This is a genomic window from Streptomyces sp. NPDC055749 (genome assembly GCF_053617235.1).
Window position 1 is genome coordinate 1 of sequence record NZ_JBSHFH010000019.1, and the last position, 20,859, is coordinate 20,859.

The window sequence follows — 20,859 nt, forward strand, 5'->3', positions numbered from 1 at the left end:
GTACGACGCGACGCGTCGTACCGGCCCCCGAGGCCTTGATGCGGGCGTGCCCGCATCCGCAAGGGAGGCTCCGCGAGGGGCCTTCGCATCCAGCGAAAGGCATCCCCACGGTGCGTACACGAATGCTTGCTCTGTCCGCTGCCTCCGGCGCCGCTCTGATCGCCGCGGCGGCGCTCCCCGCCACTGCGGACGGCCGTACGGCCCCCCGCGAGGCCGCGGAGGGCTCGGTGAGCGCGTCCGCGCTCCTGGCCGAGGTGCGGTCCTGCACGCGGATCTCGAAGGGGAAGTACCGGACGGACGCGGGGCGGCCGGCGACGGTGCCGGTCTGCGGGATGAACGGCGCCGTGTTCTGGAAGGCGGACATGGACATCGACTGCGACGGCCGGACCACGAAGGCCTGCAACAAGAAGACCGACGCGTACTTCCTGCCGGAGACGGCGTTCCAGAGCTCCCGCGGGAAGCCCCTGGACTCCGCCGCGCTGCCGTTCGTCGTCGTACCGGGTCCGGGCCCGCTGTGGGACTACCGGAAGTCGGGCATCGAGGGGGGTGGCGTGGTCGCCGTCATCTACCGGAACCAGGTGCAGTACGCGGTGGTCGGCGACACCGGTCCCACCGGGATCATCGGCGAGGCGTCGTACGCCTCCGCCAAGGCCCTCGGCATCGACCCCGACCCGACGAGCGGCGGCGTGGCGTCAGGGGTGACGTACATCCTGTTCAAGAACTCCCGCGTATCGCCGATCGAGAGCCACAGCGAGGCTGTCACCGCCGGGAACGCGCTGGCCAAGAAGTTCGTGAAGAACAACTGACAGCGGCCGGCCGGCGTCAGAGCGCGGTGAGGATCCGCGGGCCCGCGTCGGTGATCGCCACCGTGTGCTCGGCGTGGGCCGCCCGGCTGCCGTCGGTCGTACGGAGCGTCCAGCCGTCCCGGTCCGGTCGGAAGTCGTCGAGCCCGCCACCGATCAGCATCGGCTCGATCGCGAGGACCATTCCGTGCCGCAGGGGCATGCCGCGGCCCGGGCGTCCCTCGTTCGGGACGCCGGGGTCCTCGTGCATCGACCGGCCCACACCGTGGCCGCCGAAGCCCTCCGGGATGCCGTACCCGGCCGATCGGCACACGGTGCCGATCGCGTGCGCGATGTCTCCGATCCGGTTGCCGACGACCGCCGCCGCGATGCCCGCGTCGAGCGCGGCGAACGCCGTGTCGATCAGCCTGGTGTCGGCGGGGCGGGCCCGGCCGACGGTGAAGCTGATGGCCGAGTCGCCGACCCAGCCGTCCAGGGTCGCGCCCGCGTCGATGCTCACCAGGTCGCCGTCGCGGAGCCGCTCCGTCGTGGGGATGCCGTGCACGATCGCGTCGTTGACGGACGTGCAGATCACCGCGGGGAACGGGGTGGGGGCGAAGTGCGGCCGGTAGTTCAGGAACGGCGAGGTGGCTCCCGCCTCGCGCAGCACCTCGCGCGCCACCTCGTCCAGTTCGCGCGGCGAGACGCCGACGGCCGCCGCTTCCCGCGCGGAGGTCAGAATCTGTGCGACGACCCGGCCGGCCTCGCGCATCGCTTCGATGGATGTGTCTGTCTTGAGTTGCACCATGCCAATTACTATACCGGTCGAAGCGGTATTAGAATTACGGCATGGTTCGTACACCCCTGACCCCTGAAGAGCGCGCACGCGGCGAACGCCTCGGCCGGCTGCTGCGCGAGGCGCGCGAGGGCCGCAGCATGATCGCGGTCGCGGCGAGCGCGGGAATCTCCGCCGAGACCCTCCGCAAGATCGAGACGGGCCGGGCCCCCACCCCCGCCTTCTTCACGGTCGCCGCACTCGCCGGAGCCCTCGGCCTCTCGATGGACGAGCTGCTCACCCGGTGCGCGCGCGAAGAGGGGGCTCTGCCCCCACCCCTCCCGCTCACGGCCTGAGCCCCGGGCGCGTAGGGTCGCGCCCGTGACTCTTCAGGACTTCGCGCGCAGTGAGTACGTCAGCCTGACCACGTACCGGAAGGACGGCACCCCCGTCGCCACGCCCGTCTGGGCCGCGGCCGACGGTGAGGTGCTGTACGTCTGGACCCGCTCCGACTCGTGGAAGGTGAAGCGGCTGCGCAACAACAGCCGCGTCACCGTCACGGTCTGCGATCTGCGGGGCCGCATCGCCGAGGGCGCCCCGAGCGCCGAGGGCACAGGCCGGCTGCTGGACGAGGACGGGACCCGGAAGGTCCGCAAGGTCATCGGCCGGAAGTACACCTGGAAGTACTGGCTCCTCGACTGGCCCGCGACGGCCGTGCGGCTCGGCAAGCGCCCCCACACGGGCATCGCGATCACGTTCTGAGCCCGTCGTCCGTGGGGGCGCGCGGCACGGAGGTGCGCGCCGACCGCAGCCTGCGCGAAAAGCCCGCGTAGCCGTCCCGTAACACGCCTGCGATCGAATACTGCGGACTGGAAGGTTCCAGTCAACGGTCGGCGAGGGCGACGATGACGGTGCATCAACCTGCGGTGGAAGTCAGCACGTTCGCACACTATCTACGGGACCTGACGGCCCTGCTCGACCCCGGACGGGGTTGGTACGGGGTCTTCTCCCGGCGCGACCCGGACGGCATGCGATCCTGCCTCGAAGGGGCCGAGGTGCCGCCCTGGGACGTGGTGGAGTCGCTGCTCCAGGACCTGGCCGTGGCGCGCGGCACGGCGTTCGCGGAGCACGAGTCGGTACGGGCGGCGGCGCTGTACTCCGCGTCCGCCACCGCCCACGACCGGCGGCCGGGCGGACGACAGGCCCTCGTCGGGCGGCTGGAACTGATGCTCCGGGAGCAGTCCCATGCCGCGCAGCGCCTGCGCACCGCTGCGGAGACGGCGGGGCCCACCCCGGAGGCGCGGTCGGAGGCGCTGGCCTGGGCCCGGGACGATCACGAACGTGCCTCGGCCCGCTGCACGGAACTGCGCAAACGGCTCTCGGCGGTGTCCGTGCCGAAGGGCTGGTTCCGGGAGGAGAGCGCGTCGGGGGAGGGTTCGGGGGAGACTCCCGCGCGCCGGGGTGCCGCCGAGGACGCCGGCGAGCCACGGGTGAAGCCGACCCCCGCCCCCGCCCCGAAGCGCAGGAAGCCGCGCGGTGCCCGCTTCGCCGGGCTGGACGTCGATGACGAGTCCTGCCTGACCGCCCCACAGGCGGTGCCCGTGCTCCCCGTCCCGCCGACGACCGCCGCGGGCCCGCGCGGCGCCCGCTACGGCGGCACCGCGCCCCGCGAGGACGACCCCGACACCACCGGGTCCACCGCCGTACCCGCACCCGACCCCGCCGCCCGGCGAGCCGCCGAAGAGGCCGTCGAACGGCTCGTCCGGCTGCGCGCGGAGGGCCGCAGCGGCGAGGCGCACGTCGTGCTCTGCGAGGCGGCGGCCTGGCCGGCCGGCCGGCTGCCGGTCCTCGCGCTCGCCCTGCACGGGGCGGGACTGGACGCCGACTGGTCGACCCTGCTGTGGGAGGTGTCCACGCTGCCGCCCGCCGGGCTGGCGGCGGCGGTGGGCGCACTGGCCATCGCCGGACGGACCGACGACTGCGCGCAGCTGCTGCGCCAGGGTGCGTCGCGCCCCGCCGCCGAGATAGCCGACGCCGTGGCCGCCCTCGACCGGGCGGGCCTGGCCCTCCAGGCGCGGGCGCTGCTGGGTGCCTTCGTGCGCGTACGTACGCCCCAGGACGCCGCGATGATCGCGGAGCGCGATCCGCGCCACCTCGTACCGCAACTGCTGGCAGCGGCCCGGGAGGTGTCGGCGGCGCGGGAGTGGGACCTCGTCCACGCACTGCGGGTGGCGGGCATCGCCGGGGCGTAGAAAGGGAGTTACCGTCAGGCCCTGGGGTCGGACCTGCGGGGTCCGGGCAGGGTGTGGCTGTGGCTGTGGGAGGGGACCGCGTTGGGCCTGGTGATCGAGAGCCGGCCGTCGGAGCTGGCGCACGTCGAGCGGGTGTGGCGCAGTCGCAGCGAAGACGTCGGGCAGATGATGTCGGTCGCGACGTCGCACTGGGAGCTGGTGTTCTGGGAGCACCAGGGCCGGACGCAGGCGGCGGTGCTGGGTCCGGAGCCGACGGCGTCCCAGGCCCCCGTCCCTGCGGACGCCGTCTTCTTCGGGATCACTTTCGCGCTCGGCACATCGATGCCGCACATCCCGATCAGCCGGCTGGTGGGCGGCAGCGCGGAGATTCCCGACGTGACGCGGCGCTCGCTGTGGCTGAAGGGGTCCGCCTGGCACGTTCCCGGCTACGACAACGCCGAGGCGTTCGTCCGGCGGATGGTGCGCGAGGGCATCGTCGACCTGGACCCCGTCGTGCCCACCGTGCTCGACGGTGCCTCCCCGGACGTCTCCGACCGCACCCTGCAACGGCGTTTTGTCGCGGCGACCGGCCTGACCCAGGGCGCCGTCCGGCAGATCCACCGTGCCCGCCAGGCGGCGGTGCTGGTCCAGGAAGCGGTGCCGGCCCAGGAGGTCGTGCACCGGCTGGGGTACTTCGACCAGCCGCACCTGGCCCGGTCGTTGAAGCGGTACGTCGGGAAGACCGCCACTCAGCTCAGCGACACGGACGCGGCGGAGCCGCTGTCGCTTCTGTACAAGACCTGAGCCCGGCCCCCGCCTAGTGTTCATGACGTAGCCGACCGGGGCCCGCCGCCCCAGCCAGAAGCACCGTCAGGGCTGGGGCAGGGAAAGGACTCCGGACTCATCTTGGAGGAATCATGCGCAAGGTCGTTTCCGGTCTGTTCGTCTCCCTCGACGGTGTCGCGCAGTCGCCGGACCAGTGGCAGTTCGCGTTCGACGAGGAGATGGGTGCGGCGCTGGCCGGCACCCTGGAGTCGGCCGACACGATCCTGCTGGGCCGGGTGACGTTCACCGAGTGGGCCGGATACTGGCCGACGGTGACCAGCGGCGAGGACGCAGGTTTCGCGAAGTGGATCAACGAATCGCCCAAGTACGTCGTCTCGTCGACGCTCGACAGTGTCGACGACTGGGCGAAAAGCACCCTGGTCAAGGGCGATCTGGCGACTGCGGTCACCGAGCTCAAGGCGGGCGAGGGCAAGGACATCACCGTCGCGGGCAGCCCGTCGCTGGTGCGTTCGCTCCTGGCGCAGGACCTGCTGGACGAACTGGTGCTGCTGATCCACCCGGTGGTGGCCGGCGAGGGGCGGAGCAAGCTTTTCGCCGACGACGCCGCGCTGAAGAAGCTGGAGCTGGTGAGCGCGAAGCCGACCAGCAGCGGGGTGATCATCGCAACGTACCGCCCGGTGCGCTGAACCGGTCATCGGAGAGCGATCAGGCTCCGTCCGTCGTACGGCGGTATGTGGAGCGCCGGTCGTCGATGTCGGCCCACCGGTCCCCGTACACCGTCTCCACGACGCCCGGCACGCGCAGGAAGTCGTGCGGAAAGCCCAGCGGTACGGCGCTCACTTGGTCGAGGCGTGCCACGGAGGCGGGGTCGAGCTGGACCTCCAGGCAGGACAGGTTGTCCGCGAGCTGGCTCTCGGTGGAAGCACCGATGATCGGGACGATGTTGCCGGGCCTCCCGCGCAGCCAGGCCAGTGCCACCTGAGCCGGGGTCCAGCCGCCCTGCCGGGCGATCTCCACGACAGCGGTGATGGTCGCGTGCTCCCGGCGCCGCGTCTCGTCCCACCCGCTGTCCGGTGCTTCCGGCCCGGTGGGCAGGTCCTTGCCGGTGAGCCGGCCGCGGGCGAGCGGGCTCCACGCGAAGACCGTCTGGTCGAAGGCGCGTGCCTGCGGGAGCAGTTCGCGTTCGGGGGTCCGCTCCAGCAGGCTGTAGCGCAGCTGCGAGCCGGTGAAGGAGGTCCAGCCGCGCAGTTCGGCCAGGGTCGACGCCTGGGCGATCTCCCACGCGGGCCAGTCCGAGACGCCTACGTAGAGCACCTTCCCGGCCCTCACCAGGTCGTCGAGAGCCCGCATGACCTCCTCGACCGGGGTGAAGTTGTCGCGGGCGTGCACCCACAGGACGTCGAGCCGGTCGGTGTCCAGCCGGCCGAGGCTCGACTCCACCGACCGTACGAGGTTCCTGCGGTGGTTGCCCGCCGCGTTCACATCGCCCTTGCTGGTCGCGCACGTGTACTTGCTGGCGAGTACGAGGCTGTCACGGCGGCGGCCGAGCACCTCGCCGAGGACCACCTCGGAGCTGCCGTAGATATCGGCCGTGTCGACGAAGTTTCCACCGGCCTCCACATACGCGTCGATGATGCGCCCGGTCGTCGCCGCGACGGCCCGGGGGTCCGTCTCGTGGCTGCCCAGGGTCATGGCGCCCAGCGCGAGCTCGCTCACGCGCAGGCCGGTCCTGCCGAACAGTGTGTAACGCACGAAGGCTCCTTTCGGTCGGTCGTGTCACGGAGGGTACGAGCTGGAGTGCACTTCAACGCAAGGAGTGGACCGCTCGGGTGCGAAACATGATCGACTCTGCCGGTTCACGGCGATGGTCTTGCCCCGCTGTGGGACGGGGCTTACGTTCTCCCGTACGCACTGTGTCTACGGGCGTAGAAACCACGTAGAGGCTCTCTGACGCCGCGTCGAAGGAGCAGCTCATGTCCCACGTCGTACGCGCCGCACTCGTCCAGGCGACCTGGACAGGCGACACCGAATCCATGATCGCCAAGCACGAGGAACACGCGCGCGAGGCCGCCCGGCAGGGCGCGAAGATCATCGGCTTCCAGGAGGTGTTCAACGCCCCCTACTTCTGCCAGGTGCAGGAACCCGAGCACTACCGCTGGGCCGAGGCCGTCCCGGACGGGCCCACCGTCCGGCGGATGCGGGACCTGGCCCGCGAGACCGGCATGGTGATCGTCGTGCCGGTCTTCGAGATCGAGCAGTCCGGCTTCTACTACAACACCGCGGCGGTGATCGACGCCGACGGCAGCTACCTCGGCAAGTACCGCAAGCACCACATCCCGCAGGTCAAGGGCTTCTGGGAGAAGTACTACTTCAAGCCCGGGAACGCCGGCTGGCCGGTGTTCGACACCGCCGTCGGCAAGGTCGGCGTCTACATCTGCTACGACCGCCACTTCCCCGAGGGCTGGCGCCAACTCGGCCTGAACGGCGCCCAGCTGGTCTACAACCCGTCAGCGACCTCGCGCGGCCTCTCCAGTCATCTCTGGCAGCTGGAACAGCCCGCGTCCGCCGTCGCCAACGAGTACTTCGTCGCCGCGATCAACCGGGTCGGCCAGGAGGAGTACGGCGACAACGACTTCTACGGCACCAGCTACTTCGTCGATCCGCGCGGCCAGTTCGTCGGCGAGGTCGCCAGCGACAAGGTGGAGGAACTCCTCGTCCGCGACCTCGACTTCGGGATGATCGAGGAGGTCCGGCAGCAGTGGGCGTTCTTCCGGGACCGCCGCCCCGACGCGTACGAGGGACTGGTCGAGCCGTGAGCGGACTGCACGAGCGCCATCTCGCGGTCAGCCCCGACTGGCTGGCGCTCTACTACCGCCGCCCCCTCGAACTCACCCACGGCGAGGGCCGCCACGTCTGGGACGCCGACGGCAACCGCTACCTCGACTTCTTCGGCGGCATCCTCACCACGATGACCGCACACGCCCTGCCCGAGGTGACCAAGGCCGTCGCCGAGCAGGCCGGGCGCATCATCCACTCCTCGACGCTCTACCTCAACCGCCCGATGGTGGAACTCGCCGAGCGCGTCGCCACCCTCTCCGGCATCCCCGACGCCCGGGTCTTCTTCACCACATCGGGCACCGAGGCCAACGACACGGCGCTGCTCCTGGCGACCGCGTACCGCAGGTCCAACCAGATCCTCGCGATGCGCAACAGCTACCACGGCCGGTCGTTCTCGGCGGTCTCGATCACCGGCAACCAGGCCTGGTCGCCCACGAGTCTGTCGCCGCTCCAGACCCTGTACGTGCACGGCGGTGTCCGCACCCGCGGACCGTACGCGGAGCTGAGCGACGACCGGTTCGTCAAGGCGTGCGTCGCCGATCTGGAGGACCTGCTCGGGCACACCCGCGAGGCCGCCGCGCTGATCGCCGAACCCATCCAGGGGGTCGGCGGTTTCACCTCACCTCCCGACGGTCTCTACGCGGCGTTCCGCCAGGTCCTCGACCGGCACGGCATCCTGTGGATCTCGGACGAGGTGCAGACCGGCTGGGGCCGGACGGGTGACCACTTCTGGGGCTGGCAGGCGCACGCCGAGCACGGGCCGCCGGACATACTCACGTTCGCCAAGGGCATCGGCAACGGCATGTCGGTCGGCGGTGTCGTCGCCCGTGCCGAGGTCATGAACTGCCTGGACGCCAACTCCATCTCGACGTTCGGCGGTTCCCCGGTCACCATGGCGGCCGGGCTCGCCAACCTCTCGTACCTCCTGGAACACGACCTCCAGGGCAACGCGCGACGCGTCGGCGGGCTGCTCATCGAGCGGCTGCGGGCGGTCTCCGCGGGCTCGGCGTGCGTACGCGAAGTGCGGGGCCGCGGCCTCATGCTCGGCATCGAACTGGTGAAGCCCGGCACCGACGAGGCGAACCCGGAGGCCGCGGCGGCGGTCCTCGAAGCGGCCCGCGAGCGCGGACTGCTCATCGGCAAGGGCGGCGGACACAGCACCAGCGTCCTGCGGATCGCCCCGCCGCTGTCGCTGACCGTCGCGGAGGCGGAAGAGGGCGCGAAGATCCTCGGCGAGGCGCTGCGCACGGTGAAGTGAGCAAGGCTCCGCGCACGGCGGAGTGAGCGGGAGGGGGTGTGCGCCGCGGCCGGCCGCCGCATGTGTAGCTTGGCCGCCGTCACACCCCCGAACCGCCTGCTCAGGAGCTCCGTCGTGCCCGAGAACCCCTTCCCCTCCCTCGCCAGGCCCGGTGCGTCGGCCGCCGACGCCGACGCCGTCTGGGCCGTCGTCACCGGGATGTACGCGGCCTACGACGCGGGCGACCGGGACCGGATCGACGCGGCCCTGGACCCCGCCGCGACCGTCTGGGACTCGGCCGCCGACCCGCTGCTCCTCGGCAAGCCCGACCTCGACCGGATCCGCGACGCCCGCCCCGCCGATGGCGAGGGACCGGCCGAGACCGGCCTCACCGCGTACGACAGGACCGTGGATGTCTTCGGCGATGTGGCGGTCCTGCGCTACTGGCTGCGCGTCGACTTCGCACCCGCCACCGACGCGACGCCGAGCCGCCCCGAACTGATCCGCAACACCGTGATCCTGCACCGCAGCGGGGAATCCTGGCGGATCGTGCACCTGCACGAGGACGTACGGCAGCCGGGTCCCACGGCCTGACCCGGGCGCTGTGCACGGCCCGCCCCCGCATGCCGTGCACAGCGCACAGCCGCCCGCCGGGGCCCGCGGATAGCGTCACGCCATTCCTGAGAAAGCCGGGAGGCGGCATGACATACCGGGTGGCCATGGACATCGGTGGCACGTTCACCGACGTCGTCGCGTACGACGAGACGCGCGGCACCTTCGAAGCGGCGAAGACCCCCACCACGCCGGGAGACCTCGCCGAAGGCGTCTTCTCCTCGCTGGGCCGGGCGGTCGACGACCCCGCGGACATCTCCTTCTTCGTCCACGGCACGACGCAGGGCCTCAACGCCCTCCTGGAGCGCAAGGGCGCACGTGTCCTGCTGCTCGCCTCGGCCGGCCTCCGCGACGTCTACCAGCTCGCCCGCGGAAACCGCGACCGCATGTTCGACCTGCACTACCGCAAGCCCGTCCCGCTGGTGGACCGGTTCGCGACGGTGGAGGCGGGCGGCCGGTTCGACTCCCGGGGCACCGAGCTCGCCCCTCTCGACGAGGACGCCGTACGGGCGGCGGCCCGCCGGGCCCGTGACGAGGGCTTCGACGCCGTGGCTGTCGCGCTGCTCTTCTCGTACGTCGATCCCGCCCACGAACTGCGGGCCGGTGAGATCCTCGCCGAGGAACTCGGCGACGACGTGATGATCGTGCTCTCGCACCAGGTGGCGCGCGAATGGCGTGAGTACGAGCGGACCTCCTCCGCCGTCCTGGAGGCCTACACCGGGCCTGTCGTACGCCGCTACCTCGGCCGGATCGAGGACCGCTTCGCCGAGCACGGCCTCACCGTGCCCGTCCAGGTCATGCAGTCGTCCGGCGGCGTCGTGAACGCCTCGTTCGCCCGTCGCCACCCCCTCCAGACCCTGTTGTCCGGACCGGTCGGCGGCACCATGGGCGGCGTCGCGGCCTCCGCGCTGCTGGGCCGGCCGAACGCGATCTGCGTCGACATGGGAGGCACCTCCTTCGACGTGTCGCTCGTCCTCGACGGCCGCCCCAACGTGTCCAACGAGGGCACGGCCGACGGCTTCCCCGTCCTCATGCCGCTCGTCGACCTGCACACCATCGGTGCGGGCGGCGGTTCCCTCGCCTACGCCGAGGCGGGCGGCCTGCGGGTCGGCCCCGAGTCCGCGGGCGCCGTCCCCGGGCCCGCCTGTTACGGACGCGGGGGCACCCGGGCCACCGTCACCGACGCCAACACGGTCCTGGGCCGGGTCGACCCCGACTGGTTCGCGGGCGGCCACATGAAACTCGACACCGAGGCCGCCCACCGCGCGGTGGGAGATCTCGCCGGGACGCTGGGGCTCGACCCGGTGGAGCTGGCCGGCGGCATCTGCGACGTCGCCAACGCCAAGATGGCACAGGCGATCCGTACCCTCACCGTCGAACACGGCCTGGAACCCCGCGAGTTCGTGCTGCTGGCATTCGGTGGCGCCGGACCGATGCACGCCGTCGAGATCGCCCGCGAACTCGGCATCGAGCAGGTCGTCGTGCCCCGCTTCCCCGGCGCGTTCTCCGCCTGGGGCATGCTCGGCACCGAGGTCCGCCGTGACCTCACGCGCCAGTTCTTCACCCCCGGCGACGACCTCGACGGCGCGGCCATGACCGCCGCACTCGCCGCTCTGGAGACCGAGGGCTTCGAAGCCCTCGCCGACCAGGGAGTCCCCACCGAACGACAGCGCGTCGAGCACGCCGTCGACATGCGCTACGAAGGCCAGGACTACACCCTGACCGTGGCACTCGCAGGACCGGACGAACCCGCGGCCGACGGCTTCCTCGCCTCCGTCGCCGCACGCTTCGCCGCACTCCACGAACGGCGCTACGGCCACGCGACCCCCGAAGCACCCGTCGAGTTCGTGACGCTGCGCACCACCGCGCTCGGCGGACTCCCCGACCTGGCCACCCTCCCGTACGCACCGGCGGTGGGCGAGGCGCCGAAGACCCCGGTCAAGCCGGTCGTCTTCGACGGCGCCGCCCACGACACACCCGTTCTGCGCCGCGAACACCTCGCTCCCGGACAGCACATCCCCGGCCCCGCGGTCATCGTCGAGGCCACCTCCACCACCGTCGTCCCGCCCGACGCGACCGTCACCGTGGACGACAACGGATTCCTCGTCATCAAGCTCGGAGGCGTCGCATGACCACCCACACCGATGTCACCGCCACTGATGCCATCGCCACTGATGTCACCGTCGACCCGATCACCACGGAGATCATCCGCTGCGCGCTGCTCCAGGCCGCGGAGGACATGAACACCACCCTGATCCGGTCCTCGTACACCCCGACCATCTACGAGGCCAAGGACTGCGCCGTCGCACTCCTCGACCGCGACCACAACGTCCTCGGCCAGTCCTCCGGACTGCCGATCTTCCTCGGCAACCTGGAGGAGTGCACCAGGGCCACGGAGCGGATGTACGGCAGCGACGTCTGGCGGCCCGGCGACGTCTGGGTCCTCAACGACTCGTACATCGGCGGCACCCACCTCAACGACGTCACCGTCTACGCCCCGATCTTCGTCGGGGACGAGCTCGCCGGCTTCGCCGCCTCCCGTGCCCACTGGATCGACATGGGGTCCAAGGACCCCGGTGGCTCCATGGACTCCACGACGATCTATCAGGAGGGCCTGCGCATGGGCCCGTTGAAGATCTACGAGAACGGCGAACCGTGCGAACTCGTCCATGACCTGATCGCCCGCCAGGTCCGCTTCCCGTACCCCACCCTCGGGGACATGCGCGCCCAGGTCGCCTGCGCCCGCACCGGTGCGCGCCGCCTCGCGGAGATCGTGGAGCGGTGGGGGCTGAGTACCGTGCTCGCCGCCCGGGACGCGATCTTCGCCCAGACCGAACGGCTGGAGCGGCAGGAGATCGCCGCGATCCCCGACGGGGTGTACGAGGCCACGGGCCACCTCGACAACGACGGCATCGACCTCGGCACCACCCTGCACGTCACCGTCCGGGTCACCATCGACGGGGACCGGATGACGATGGACGTCACCGACTGCGCCGACCAGGCCACCGGACCGGTCAACTGCGGCGCCGCACAGACCGTCGCGGCCTGCCGGGTCGGCTACAAGCTCCTCATCAGCGGCGAAGTGCCCCTGAACGGCGGCTCGTTCAAGCCGCTCGACGTGCTGACCCGGCCCGGCACGATGCTCGCCGCGATCGAACCGGCGGCCTGCCAGTACTACTACTCGCACCTCGGTCTCGTCATCGACCTGGTCGTCAAGGCACTCGCCCCCGCCGTTCCGGACCGGGCGGCGGCGGCGAGCTACGGCGACTCGATGATCGTCCAGTTCACCGGCGCCGACCCCCGCAGCGGAAAGCTGTTCGTCTCCCAGGAGGCGACGGTCGGCGGCTGGGGTGCGTGGGAGACGTCCGACGGCGAGTCCTGCCTGATCAACAACGTCAACGGCTCCCTGCGCGACATGCCGGTCGAGGTGCTGGAAACCCTCTTCCCCGTACGCGTCGAGGAGTACGCGGTCCGTCCGGACTCTGCCGGAGCGGGGCGCACGCGCGGCGGCAACGGAGTCGTCCGCCAGTACCGCTTCGCCGCCGACCAGAGTCTCTCCCTGTGGTGGGAGCGGTCCGTCACCCCGGCCTGGGGCATCTTCGGCGGAACGGCGGGAGCGGCACCGCGTGTGACCCTCAACCCGGGCCGTGACGACGAGCGTTCGCTGCTGAAGGCCAACGCGCTGGCCGTCCGTGAGGGCGATGTGCTGCGCTGCGAGAGCGGTGGCGGCGGCGGGTTCGGACCGGCGGGGGGGCGTGCAGCCGAGGCCGTGCGCGAGGACGTACGGCAGGGCCTGCTGACCCCCGGACGCGCGACGGAGATCTACGGCGTCTGACGCTACGGATGCCTTGAGGCGGGAGGTCCCTCCGACAGGGGGCCTCCCGCCTCCGGCGTTTTCAGGCTCCCCGGTCCGTGTCCCGCAGCAGCACCCGGCACGCCAGGTGCAGGGCGAGACGCTGTGACGGATCGTCAGGATCGAAGCCCAGGGCCCGGATTCGCTCGAGCCGGGACGCCACCGTATTGCGGTGCACCCCCAGTACCTCGGCCGCCGCGGTCGGCGCCGCACCCGCGTCCAGGACCACCGCGAGCGTACGCAGCAGGGAACCGTCCCGGTCCGCGGCGAGCAGCGGGCCGAGGACCACCTCCGCCGGGCCGCGCAACAGATCGGCCGGCACGGCGGAGAGCAGCTGCGCCGCACCCATCCGGTCCCCGCGCACCACCGTCCCCGGAGCCGCGGTCGCCGCCACACCCGCTGCGGCGCAGGCGTCGGCGAGCGCGGGGCCCAGCGTGCCGAGGCCGGTGGCCGTACCCGCCACGCCGCCCGCGACCGGCACATACGCGGCGAGCGCCGCCAGGGTCCGGGACAGGGCGTCCGCCGCACGGTCCAGCGGGTCGGCGCCGTTCAGCGGGTCCGCGCCGGCTTCCTCCGGTGCCACCGACTGCCAGGCCACCCAGCAGCCCTTGTACGCCACCAGTGGCCCACCGGGTCCCGACGCCGCCCACACCGCGCGCAGCGCGGGACCGGGGTCGGGGCCTTCCCGTCCCGGGACGGGCCGCAGCGCGTACACGACCAGAGGCCCGGCGGCCTGCCACCCCAGCGCCGCCGCCTCCGCCCGCTCCTCCTCACCCGGCGCGTCGAGCAGCCGGTGCAGCAGCAACGCCGCGCGGCTGCCCGTCCGTTCGTCTTCCAGGCGGCGCACCGCACACCAGGCGGTGAGCGGCGCGACCGCCAGGCTCAGCACGTCCTGGACCGTCTCGCTCCACCCGGCCACCCGTGAACCCGACCGGGCCAGCAGCGTGCCGAGTGCGCCGCCGTCACTGTCGGGCACCTCCACCCGCACGCTCAGCGCCCCGCCCTCCGCAGTCAGCGCCGCCCGTCTGCCCGCCAGTACCTCACCGGCCGGCCCGGTCAGCGCCACGGCCGTGGACGGCAGCACCGTGTGCAGCGCTGACAGGACACGTCCGGCGTGCGGCCCGGTACCGGCGAGTGCGCGAGCGGCCTGTGCCAGCAGTGCGGTGCGCCCCGCGTCCGGCCGGGCGACGGCGGATGCGATGCGCACCGCCGCGTCGAGGGCGTCCTCGTCGATCACCAGCAGCGGGACGCCGAGCCGGTCGGCGAGCGCGCCGACCGAGCCGGGGCGGCCAGCGGATTCGGTGACCACGACACAGGCTGCCGCGTGCTCCCATGCCTTGCGCAGCGCCATCTCCACCGTCCAGCCGGCCGCGGCGACCCGGCCGGTCAGCACCACCGCGGTGTGCGGTTCGAGGGTGTCGAGGGCCGCCGTACGGTCGACGATGCGCACCGAGCGGACCTCGGCGTCCCGGCCGCTCGCTCCGGACATCCGGACCCCGGCCAGCCGTCCCTGCTGGACGAGCTCGGCCACGGTCAGCGCGTCCTCGCGGGGCGCGCGCCCCGCGGGCCGGGCCTGTGGTCGGTTCACCACGCGTCCTCCTCCGTGTCCTGCTCCGTTTCGTGCGGGTCGACGGCGCCCGCGTGGGCCAGCCGACGCCCTTCCGGTGTGTGCCAGGCGGGCGCGGCGGGGATCACCACCACCTCGACCTCCACCCCCGGCACCGCTCGCTCCACATCCAGGACGCGCCGGTCGGCGGCGGCGGACAGGATCAGGATCTGGTCGGGTGCGGCGGCGACCGGCGCGCCGTCCGCCAGGGCGAGCAGCACCTCGTTGTGCGCCTCCAGGCGGAAGTGACGGCCCAGCCCCTCGGTCTCCGCGATCAGGACGCTCGTCGGATGGGACGGCAGTGCGGGCCAGGGGGAGGCACCGGCGGTCTCGTACGGTTCCGGGCGCCCGTAGCCGTAGGCGTCCCCGTACGAGTCCGCCGGATGCTCGACCGCCGTGATCCGCCCCCGGCAGAGCCGCCGCGGCGACCACGGTGCGAACAGCCGTCCGGGCGCCGCCGCACCCGCCCGGATCGCCCGGCTCACGGTGCCGGGCACGACAGCGCCCGCCAGGGTCTCCCCGGGCATCGCGTAACAGACGGCCACCGCCCAGCCGCCCGCCGCCGGGACCAGCGGGCGCACCAGGTCCTCGACCCGACCGCCCGCGGACTCCACGACCACCACATCGCCCGACGGCGTGGCCAGCGCCAGCGGAGCCACGCGGACCCCGGCCAGGGTGAACGTCGACTGTTCGAGCAGCGGCAGCACCCGCCCGCAGCCGTCGCCGTCCACCAGCGGCAGCCCGCAGTCCGCCGCGGCGGCCACCGACAGAAGCGCGTTCTCGGCGGCCGTGTTCAGGGCGACCACCGCGTCCGCCGACGCCCCCAGCAGCCGTTCGAGGGCGCGCACCGCCCGTACCGTCTCCTGCCCCGTCGGCAGCTGCTCGGCGAGCGCCGCCGACGAGCCGACGAGGGTGACCGTCACACAGAGCCGCAGCCCCGGCAGTTCGTCAGGGGCCAGCAGCCGTACGGCCCCGTGGGCGCCGACCGAGGCGCGCGCCCAGTCCAGCGCCACCCGGAACGCCGACTCGGCCGCCCCTGCCGCGAGGACGAGCGACCCGGTCGCCAGCTGCTCCAGGACCGCCGCGTCGATGTGCTCCGGCGTGCCGCTCACGGGGTCGCCCCCGAGGGTGCGCCGACCGCCCGCACCCTGATCCGGTGCACACCGCCGGGCAGGTACGAGACAGGGGTGTGGACGACCCGGGCGATACGTGCTCCGCCGGGCGCGGCGCCCGCCGAGACGACCCGGGCCAGCGCCTGGTCGCGGGCCAGCCCCAGCAGCCGGTCCAGTTCGGCGCGGCCCGGTGCGACCACCACCTGTTCCAGCTCCACCCGGATGTCGGCGTGCGCGGCACCATGGGCCGCGGCGAAGACCCCGTCCGGGGCGCCGCCGAAGTGGGTGGCCGCGCCGCCCGCGTACAGCACGGTGCTTCCCGGCGCACGCTCCAGTACCCCTGCCACCAGTGCGTCGACGCGCTGGCGGGCGTCGCCGGGCAGATCGTCGCCGCCGAACGGCAGGGTGTCGAGCCGTGGCCGGCCGACGTCCATCCACAGCCCACCGGGCCCCGGCCCCGCGTCGCCGGCCTCCAGTTCGCCGTCGGTGACGGCCGCGCAGCGTACCGAGTCCGCGGAGGCGTCCACGACGACCGCCCGCCCGGCGCCCGCCAGCAGTGCCGCGCCCCGCAGGGCGCAGGCGGCGGCCGAGACGGTGGCGATCACCGGGTAGCGGCGGACGTAGTCGGCCGAGACCATCCCGGCGTCGTCCCGGGCGAAGTGGAGCGGGGCCGTGACGCCACGGGCCCGCAGTACCTGCCCGGCCGTGGCCGTGAGCTGTTCGGCCCAGTCGCCCAGGGCGGCGTTGGCGGCAGCCGCGTTCTCGCGTTCGCGCAGACCGGGGGAGCCGATCTCGTACGAGAGGGTGATGCGCGCCCCGGGCAGTCGCCGGGCGATCACGGAGGCCGCGGCCAGCTCCGGTTCGGGGCGGGCGGGTGAACCCGCCGCGCAGACGGCGAAGGAGGAGATCGAGGCGTCCGCGGCTTCCTGGGCGAACGCCTCGATCCCGGCCCGGTCCAGCGGGGCCAGCGGCCGTCCGGTGAGGGAGGAGCCGCCGTCCACCACCCTCGTGAGCCCGTGGTGGTGCGCCGTGGGGCCGAGGGCGGGGTGGCTGGGCGGGGAGATGCGCAGGACGGCGACGGGGGAGGGGGTGTACGGCGCACGGCCGAGGTCGGTCGTCAGGCATACGACCCGGCAGGTCCGGTAGGGCGAGCCGTCGAGGGCGTCGAGCACGGCATGCAGTGAGTGGTCCAGGGAGGGCGCCGAGGCGACCACCGCACGTGCCGCGGTCGCACCGTCGGGGCCGACCAGAACCGCGGCCGTCGTCGTGCGCCCCACATCGATACCCAGTCTCACCTGCGTCATCCTGTCATCAGCCCCGGCGGGCCGCCCCTCCGCGCACGGAGGGGCGGCCCTTCGTGGCCCGCTATTCGAGGTCCTTGCCCTCGGTCTCCGGCAGCGGAGCTGCGAAGATCAGCGCCACCACCAGGAACGCCGTGATGAACAGGATCGTGGACGAGAATCCGGTCGCCCGGGCGAGCAGGAAGCCGACCACCGAGGGCGCGAGCGACGTGGCGACCAGCTGCGACGCCGTCGCCCACGAGTACCCCGTGCCGCGCAGCGCGGTCGGGTAGAACTCGCCGTTCCAGGTGTTCCAGACGCCCCAGGCGCCCAGGCTGAAGAACGAGAGCGCGAAGTTCGCCACGTACAGCTGGGTCATCGAATCGGAGTACGCGAAGAAGAACCCGCTGACCGCGGCCAGCGCCACGTAGGGCAGGAAGACCTTCCGGCGGCCGAAACGGCCGGTGAGCAGCGATGCCGACAGATAGCCGGGGATCATGAACAGGGCGCTCAGGGCGACGAAGCCGAGGCTCGCCGACATGCTGAGCCCCTTGTCCTGGAGCAGGGTGGGCAGCCAGGTCTGCAGGCCCCAGTAACCCCAGTTGAAGGTGAAGTTCACGACGAGCATCAGCAGCGTGATCCGCAGCAGCGGGCCGCGCAGCAGCTCGGACGGACGCCCGGCCCGCTCGGGGGCCACGACCTCGAACCGGGTGCCCTCGGGCACCTCGGCGCCCAGCCGGCGCAGTACGGCCGCGGCATCCTCGTGCCGGTCCTGCGCGGCGAGCCAGTACGGCGACTCCGGCACCCAGGCCCGGATGGCGAACACCCAGAGCCCGGCCAGGGCGGAGGCGATGGTCACCACGTGCCAGCCGAGACCGCCCAGCAGCTGGGTCACACCGACCGCGGCCAGTACACCGATCGGCCAGCCGATCGACAGACAGACGGCGGCCCGGCCGCGCAGCCGGGACGGCAGGAGCTCCAGGAAGTAGGGGAACGTCACCGTGTAGATACCGGCGAGTGCGAGGCCCGACAGCACCCGGGTGAGGAGGAGGACCGTGAAGTTCGGCGAGAAGGCGCTGGCCAGCGCGATCACCCCGTACGCGGACAGGCTCCACAGACGGACCGCGCGGCGGCCGATCCGGTCCGAGACGGGGCCCCAGACCAGTGCGCCCGGGATCATGCCGAGGGCCACGGCGGACAGGGCCCAGCCGATCCGGCCCGCGTCGATGGAGAAGGCGTCGCCGAGATCACCGGAGACGTAGACGAGTGCGAGCTGCTCCCACGACTCGATGACGAAGGCCATGAACAGGGCCAGCGCCGCCAGGACATGGGCGCGGCCGAACGGCATGGCTTCGAAATAGGACCCGACGGGGCGCAGACCGGTGGTCTTGACCTCGCCCGGCTCCAGGGGTTCTCCGGTTGCACCGGAACGTGCTGCTATCGCGCTCACCGGCTGTCCTCCAGGCTTGTGTACCGACCGACTCACCACTCAGCGGGTGGGGATGGCGGCACAGTAGACAGGCCCGGGAACGGGAACCTGTGCGCCGCGCACAGTGGCGCGCGGGGCTGCTGTGCTGTGTGCCTCGGCGGCCCGTGAGAGGGCCGCACCGGCGGGAACGACCACGGTACCCGGCCCGCCCGCGGACCGGTCGTCGCCGATTCCGGGATCGCTATCATCGGCCGATGAACTACCGGCGTCTGCTCTACTTCCTCGCCGTCGTCGAGGCCGGAACCGTGACCTCCGCAGCCGCCGCCCTCCACGTCGCCCAGCCGGGACTGAGCCGTCAGCTCAAGACGCTGGAGCGCGAGATCCGGATGACGCTCTTCGAGCCGCACGGCAACCGGCTCGCCCTGACGCCCGCCGGACGCGCCTTCGTGCCGCTCGCCCGGCGGCTCATCGCCGAGACCCGGACGACGGAGGAGGCGGTGGAGGGCCTGCGCGCCGGCCGGGTCGCGCAGCTGAACGTCGCCGCCACTGCGGCCACGATCCGTGGTGTCCTCGCCCCGTTCATCGCGACGGCAGGGCCCGGCGTGCCGCCGCTGATCACCCGGCAGGCGGGCCACTTCGTGCTGAACGACGCACTGCTCGACGAGGCGGACCTCATCGTGTCCCCGGCGCCCCGCGCCGACGGATTCGACACCGTCGACCTGGGCGGCTCCCCGCTCAAGGCCCATGTCGCCCCCGCCCACGCCTGGGCCAGCGAAGGACGTACCGAGGTGGCCCTCGCCGAACTCTGCGACGCGCGGCTCTTCGTGCACTCGCGCGCCAGCGTGAGCCGCGCCGTACTCGACAACGCCCTGGGCGCCGCCCGTCTCGTACCGAGGCGGCTCACCGAGTGCGACGACGGGCCGACGGTGGAGGCGCTCGCGGTGGCCGGGCACGGCATCGGGGTGAGCACCGACCTGCCGCGGTACGGGGCGTACGCGCTGCGCGTCACGGCGGGGGAGCCCGGTGGCGACGTGCTCCAGGTGCCACTGCACGTGGCCTGGCTGCCGGGGCACTTCGCCGCCGACACGATCCGTGCGACGGCGCTGCGGCTTCGGGACTTCCTGGTCGGCCAGGGGGACGCGGTGATACCGGCGTCCCCCTGACCTCGTGGACAGGTCAGGTCCTAGCGGTTCACACGGTCGAAGACCACCGAACCGCCCTTGTTCTCGTCGTCCGTGCCCCAGAGCGCATGCCGGTCAGGCAGGATCGCGATGGCCTCGATCTTGCGGTCGCGCTGTTTCGTGTAGTGGCGCAGCGGCCGGAGATCCGGGGTCTTCGTCAGCTTCAGTGCGGCCCGGTTGATGCTGTTCACGGTGAGCTCTCCCGCGACGTACACCGCGGAACTGAACGGGCCGTCGTCCACATTGGGGTCCGAGGCCGCCGAGACCATGATCGTGCCGTTCTCCAGGACCTTCAGGTCGCTGATGTGGCGCACCTCGTCCTTGTTCGGATACGGCACGGCGAACTCCTGCCGCGAGCTGACCTGGCCGAACGCCATCCGGTACGCGCCGACGTGCAGCGCCGCTGCCCGCACCACCGACTTCTCGGCCCCGCTGCCCCGGGTCGCCCACACGGCGAAGACCTCGCCCGAGGGGTGACGGTGCACCGCGAAGCTCTCGTAGTTGTCGTCAGTGTGCCCGCCCGGCAGCGTGACGGGATCGCCCTGCACGGTCGCCCGGCCGTGCGCCACGATGACGTGGTACGCGTCCCCCTTGCTCGCCACGGCGATGTAGTGGCCGGGGCGCCCCGGGACCGCGTCGAGCGCTTCCAGGTCGGAGGGCACCGGGCCCTGCCAGGGGAGCTCCTGGGTCACGGGCGCCAGGCCGGGCCGCAAGCGCACGGTGGCCACCCGGCTCTGGCCCTCCGCCTTGTTGTCCCGCACCACGACCACATCGGCCCTGTCGCGGCCCACGGGAGCGCCGTCCACCAGCGCCATACCGCTCACACCGCCCTGGATGCCGCTTCCGACCCGCTGCCATCCGTCGCCGGGGCCCGCGGCCTGGGTGCCCGGAGCCGAGGCGGCGATCGAGGCGCAGGCCACGGCGGACACGATGAACGCATTTTTGATCATGGACCGAAAGCTAGGCCGCACCGTCCGTCCGGAGCGTGAACCGGCCCGTGCCGCCCGCCGTGTTCCCCCGCCCGGCGGCCCCGGTCCAGGTGCCCCGCGCGGACGCCGCCGACCATGCTCGAACGGCATGAACCTCCTGCCTTTTCTGTATTGGACGGCATGCTCGGGCTTTCGGATACTGGCCTGA

The 20,859-nt window shown here is 72.5% G+C and carries 19 protein-coding genes; 12 read left to right on the forward strand and 7 right to left on the reverse strand.

Annotated elements, in window-relative coordinates:
* The first annotated feature begins 110 nt into the window (after nucleotides 1-110).
* Nucleotides 111-806, forward strand: coding sequence for a glycoside hydrolase family 75 protein (locus ACWGO0_RS16505; RefSeq protein WP_453534437.1), 696 nt, complete (start codon nucleotides 111-113; stop codon nucleotides 804-806).
* Between the two features lie 16 nt (nucleotides 807-822).
* Here ACWGO0_RS16505 and map read toward each other — a convergent pair whose 3' ends face one another.
* Nucleotides 823-1,590, reverse strand: a complete 768-nt coding sequence (gene map, locus ACWGO0_RS16510) for a type I methionyl aminopeptidase (RefSeq protein ID WP_453534440.1) — start codon at nucleotides 1,588-1,590, stop codon at nucleotides 823-825.
* A 41-nt stretch (nucleotides 1,591-1,631) separates the two neighbouring features.
* Here map and ACWGO0_RS16515 point away from each other — a divergent pair, with 41 nt between their 5' ends.
* From ACWGO0_RS16515 to ACWGO0_RS16535, 5 genes are all read left to right on the forward strand, one after another.
* The gene (locus ACWGO0_RS16515) at nucleotides 1,632-1,913 is read left to right on the forward strand and encodes a helix-turn-helix domain-containing protein (protein ID WP_453534443.1); all 282 of its coding nucleotides are present in this window, start codon (nucleotides 1,632-1,634) and stop codon (nucleotides 1,911-1,913) included.
* Nucleotides 1,914-1,938: 25 nt separating this feature from the next.
* Nucleotides 1,939-2,319, forward strand: a complete 381-nt coding sequence (locus tag ACWGO0_RS16520) for a PPOX class F420-dependent oxidoreductase (protein ID WP_453534446.1) — start codon at nucleotides 1,939-1,941, stop codon at nucleotides 2,317-2,319.
* A gap of 143 nt (nucleotides 2,320-2,462) precedes the next feature.
* Nucleotides 2,463-3,809 (forward strand): hypothetical protein, encoded by a 1,347-nt coding sequence (locus ACWGO0_RS16525; protein WP_453534448.1) that lies wholly within the window; start codon nucleotides 2,463-2,465, stop codon nucleotides 3,807-3,809.
* 90 nt (nucleotides 3,810-3,899) lie between these two features.
* Complete coding sequence (locus tag ACWGO0_RS16530; RefSeq protein ID WP_453534765.1) at nucleotides 3,900-4,592, forward strand: helix-turn-helix domain-containing protein; 693 nt, start codon at nucleotides 3,900-3,902, stop codon at nucleotides 4,590-4,592.
* Between the two features lie 113 nt (nucleotides 4,593-4,705).
* Complete coding sequence (locus tag ACWGO0_RS16535; RefSeq protein WP_453534451.1) at nucleotides 4,706-5,260, forward strand: dihydrofolate reductase family protein; 555 nt, start codon at nucleotides 4,706-4,708, stop codon at nucleotides 5,258-5,260.
* A 19-nt stretch (nucleotides 5,261-5,279) separates the two neighbouring features.
* On the opposite strand, the gene ACWGO0_RS16540 is transcribed toward ACWGO0_RS16535, so the two are convergent.
* Nucleotides 5,280-6,326, reverse strand: coding sequence for an aldo/keto reductase (locus ACWGO0_RS16540; protein ID WP_453534454.1), 1,047 nt, complete (start codon nucleotides 6,324-6,326; stop codon nucleotides 5,280-5,282).
* A 221-nt stretch (nucleotides 6,327-6,547) separates the two neighbouring features.
* Here ACWGO0_RS16540 and ACWGO0_RS16545 point away from each other — a divergent pair, with 221 nt between their 5' ends.
* The 5 genes from ACWGO0_RS16545 to ACWGO0_RS16565 all read left to right on the forward strand — a co-directional run bounded on the left by ACWGO0_RS16545 (nucleotide 6,548) and on the right by ACWGO0_RS16565 (nucleotide 13,096).
* Nucleotides 6,548-7,390: a nitrilase-related carbon-nitrogen hydrolase gene (locus ACWGO0_RS16545; RefSeq protein WP_453534456.1), complete on the forward strand. Its 843-nt coding sequence runs from the start codon at nucleotides 6,548-6,550 to the stop codon at nucleotides 7,388-7,390.
* Entirely contained in the window at nucleotides 7,387-8,670 is a 1,284-nt protein-coding gene (locus ACWGO0_RS16550; protein ID WP_453534459.1) for an aspartate aminotransferase family protein, read from the forward strand. The genes ACWGO0_RS16545 and ACWGO0_RS16550 overlap by 4 nt, the downstream gene beginning before the upstream one ends.
* Before the next feature lie 114 nt (nucleotides 8,671-8,784).
* Nucleotides 8,785-9,243 carry a nuclear transport factor 2 family protein gene (locus ACWGO0_RS16555; RefSeq protein WP_453534462.1) on the forward strand — a complete coding sequence of 153 codons (459 nt, stop codon included), beginning with the start codon at nucleotides 8,785-8,787 and terminating at the stop codon, nucleotides 9,241-9,243.
* A gap of 107 nt (nucleotides 9,244-9,350) precedes the next feature.
* Entirely contained in the window at nucleotides 9,351-11,393 is a 2,043-nt protein-coding gene (locus ACWGO0_RS16560; protein ID WP_453534465.1) for a hydantoinase/oxoprolinase family protein, read from the forward strand.
* Nucleotides 11,390-13,096 (forward strand): hydantoinase B/oxoprolinase family protein, encoded by a 1,707-nt coding sequence (locus ACWGO0_RS16565; protein WP_453534468.1) that lies wholly within the window; start codon nucleotides 11,390-11,392, stop codon nucleotides 13,094-13,096. The genes ACWGO0_RS16560 and ACWGO0_RS16565 overlap by 4 nt, the downstream gene beginning before the upstream one ends.
* A gap of 61 nt (nucleotides 13,097-13,157) precedes the next feature.
* Here the strand turns inward: ACWGO0_RS16565 and ACWGO0_RS16570 are convergent, their stop codons facing one another.
* From ACWGO0_RS16570 to ACWGO0_RS16585, 4 genes are all read right to left on the reverse strand, one after another.
* Nucleotides 13,158-14,705 (reverse strand): helix-turn-helix domain-containing protein, encoded by a 1,548-nt coding sequence (locus ACWGO0_RS16570; protein WP_453534470.1) that lies wholly within the window; start codon nucleotides 14,703-14,705, stop codon nucleotides 13,158-13,160.
* Complete coding sequence (locus tag ACWGO0_RS16575) at nucleotides 14,699-15,832, reverse strand: DUF917 domain-containing protein (RefSeq protein ID WP_453534473.1); 1,134 nt, start codon at nucleotides 15,830-15,832, stop codon at nucleotides 14,699-14,701. The genes ACWGO0_RS16570 and ACWGO0_RS16575 overlap by 7 nt, the downstream gene beginning before the upstream one ends.
* Nucleotides 15,829-17,127 (reverse strand): hydantoinase/oxoprolinase N-terminal domain-containing protein, encoded by a 1,299-nt coding sequence (locus tag ACWGO0_RS16580; protein ID WP_453534476.1) that lies wholly within the window; start codon nucleotides 17,125-17,127, stop codon nucleotides 15,829-15,831. Before ACWGO0_RS16580 ends, ACWGO0_RS16575 begins: the two co-directional genes overlap by 4 nt.
* A 70-nt stretch (nucleotides 17,128-17,197) precedes the next feature.
* Nucleotides 17,198-18,562 carry an MFS transporter gene (locus ACWGO0_RS16585; protein ID WP_453534479.1) on the reverse strand — a complete coding sequence of 455 codons (1,365 nt, stop codon included), beginning with the start codon at nucleotides 18,560-18,562 and terminating at the stop codon, nucleotides 17,198-17,200.
* Nucleotides 18,563-18,795: 233 nt separating this feature from the next.
* Here ACWGO0_RS16585 and ACWGO0_RS16590 point away from each other — a divergent pair, with 233 nt between their 5' ends.
* Entirely contained in the window at nucleotides 18,796-19,704 is a 909-nt protein-coding gene (locus ACWGO0_RS16590; RefSeq protein ID WP_453534482.1) for a LysR family transcriptional regulator, read from the forward strand.
* 20 nt (nucleotides 19,705-19,724) lie between these two features.
* Here the strand turns inward: ACWGO0_RS16590 and ACWGO0_RS16595 are convergent, their stop codons facing one another.
* Nucleotides 19,725-20,672 carry a hypothetical protein gene (locus tag ACWGO0_RS16595; protein ID WP_453534485.1) on the reverse strand — a complete coding sequence of 316 codons (948 nt, stop codon included), beginning with the start codon at nucleotides 20,670-20,672 and terminating at the stop codon, nucleotides 19,725-19,727.
* Between the last annotated feature and the right edge of the window lie 187 nt (nucleotides 20,673-20,859).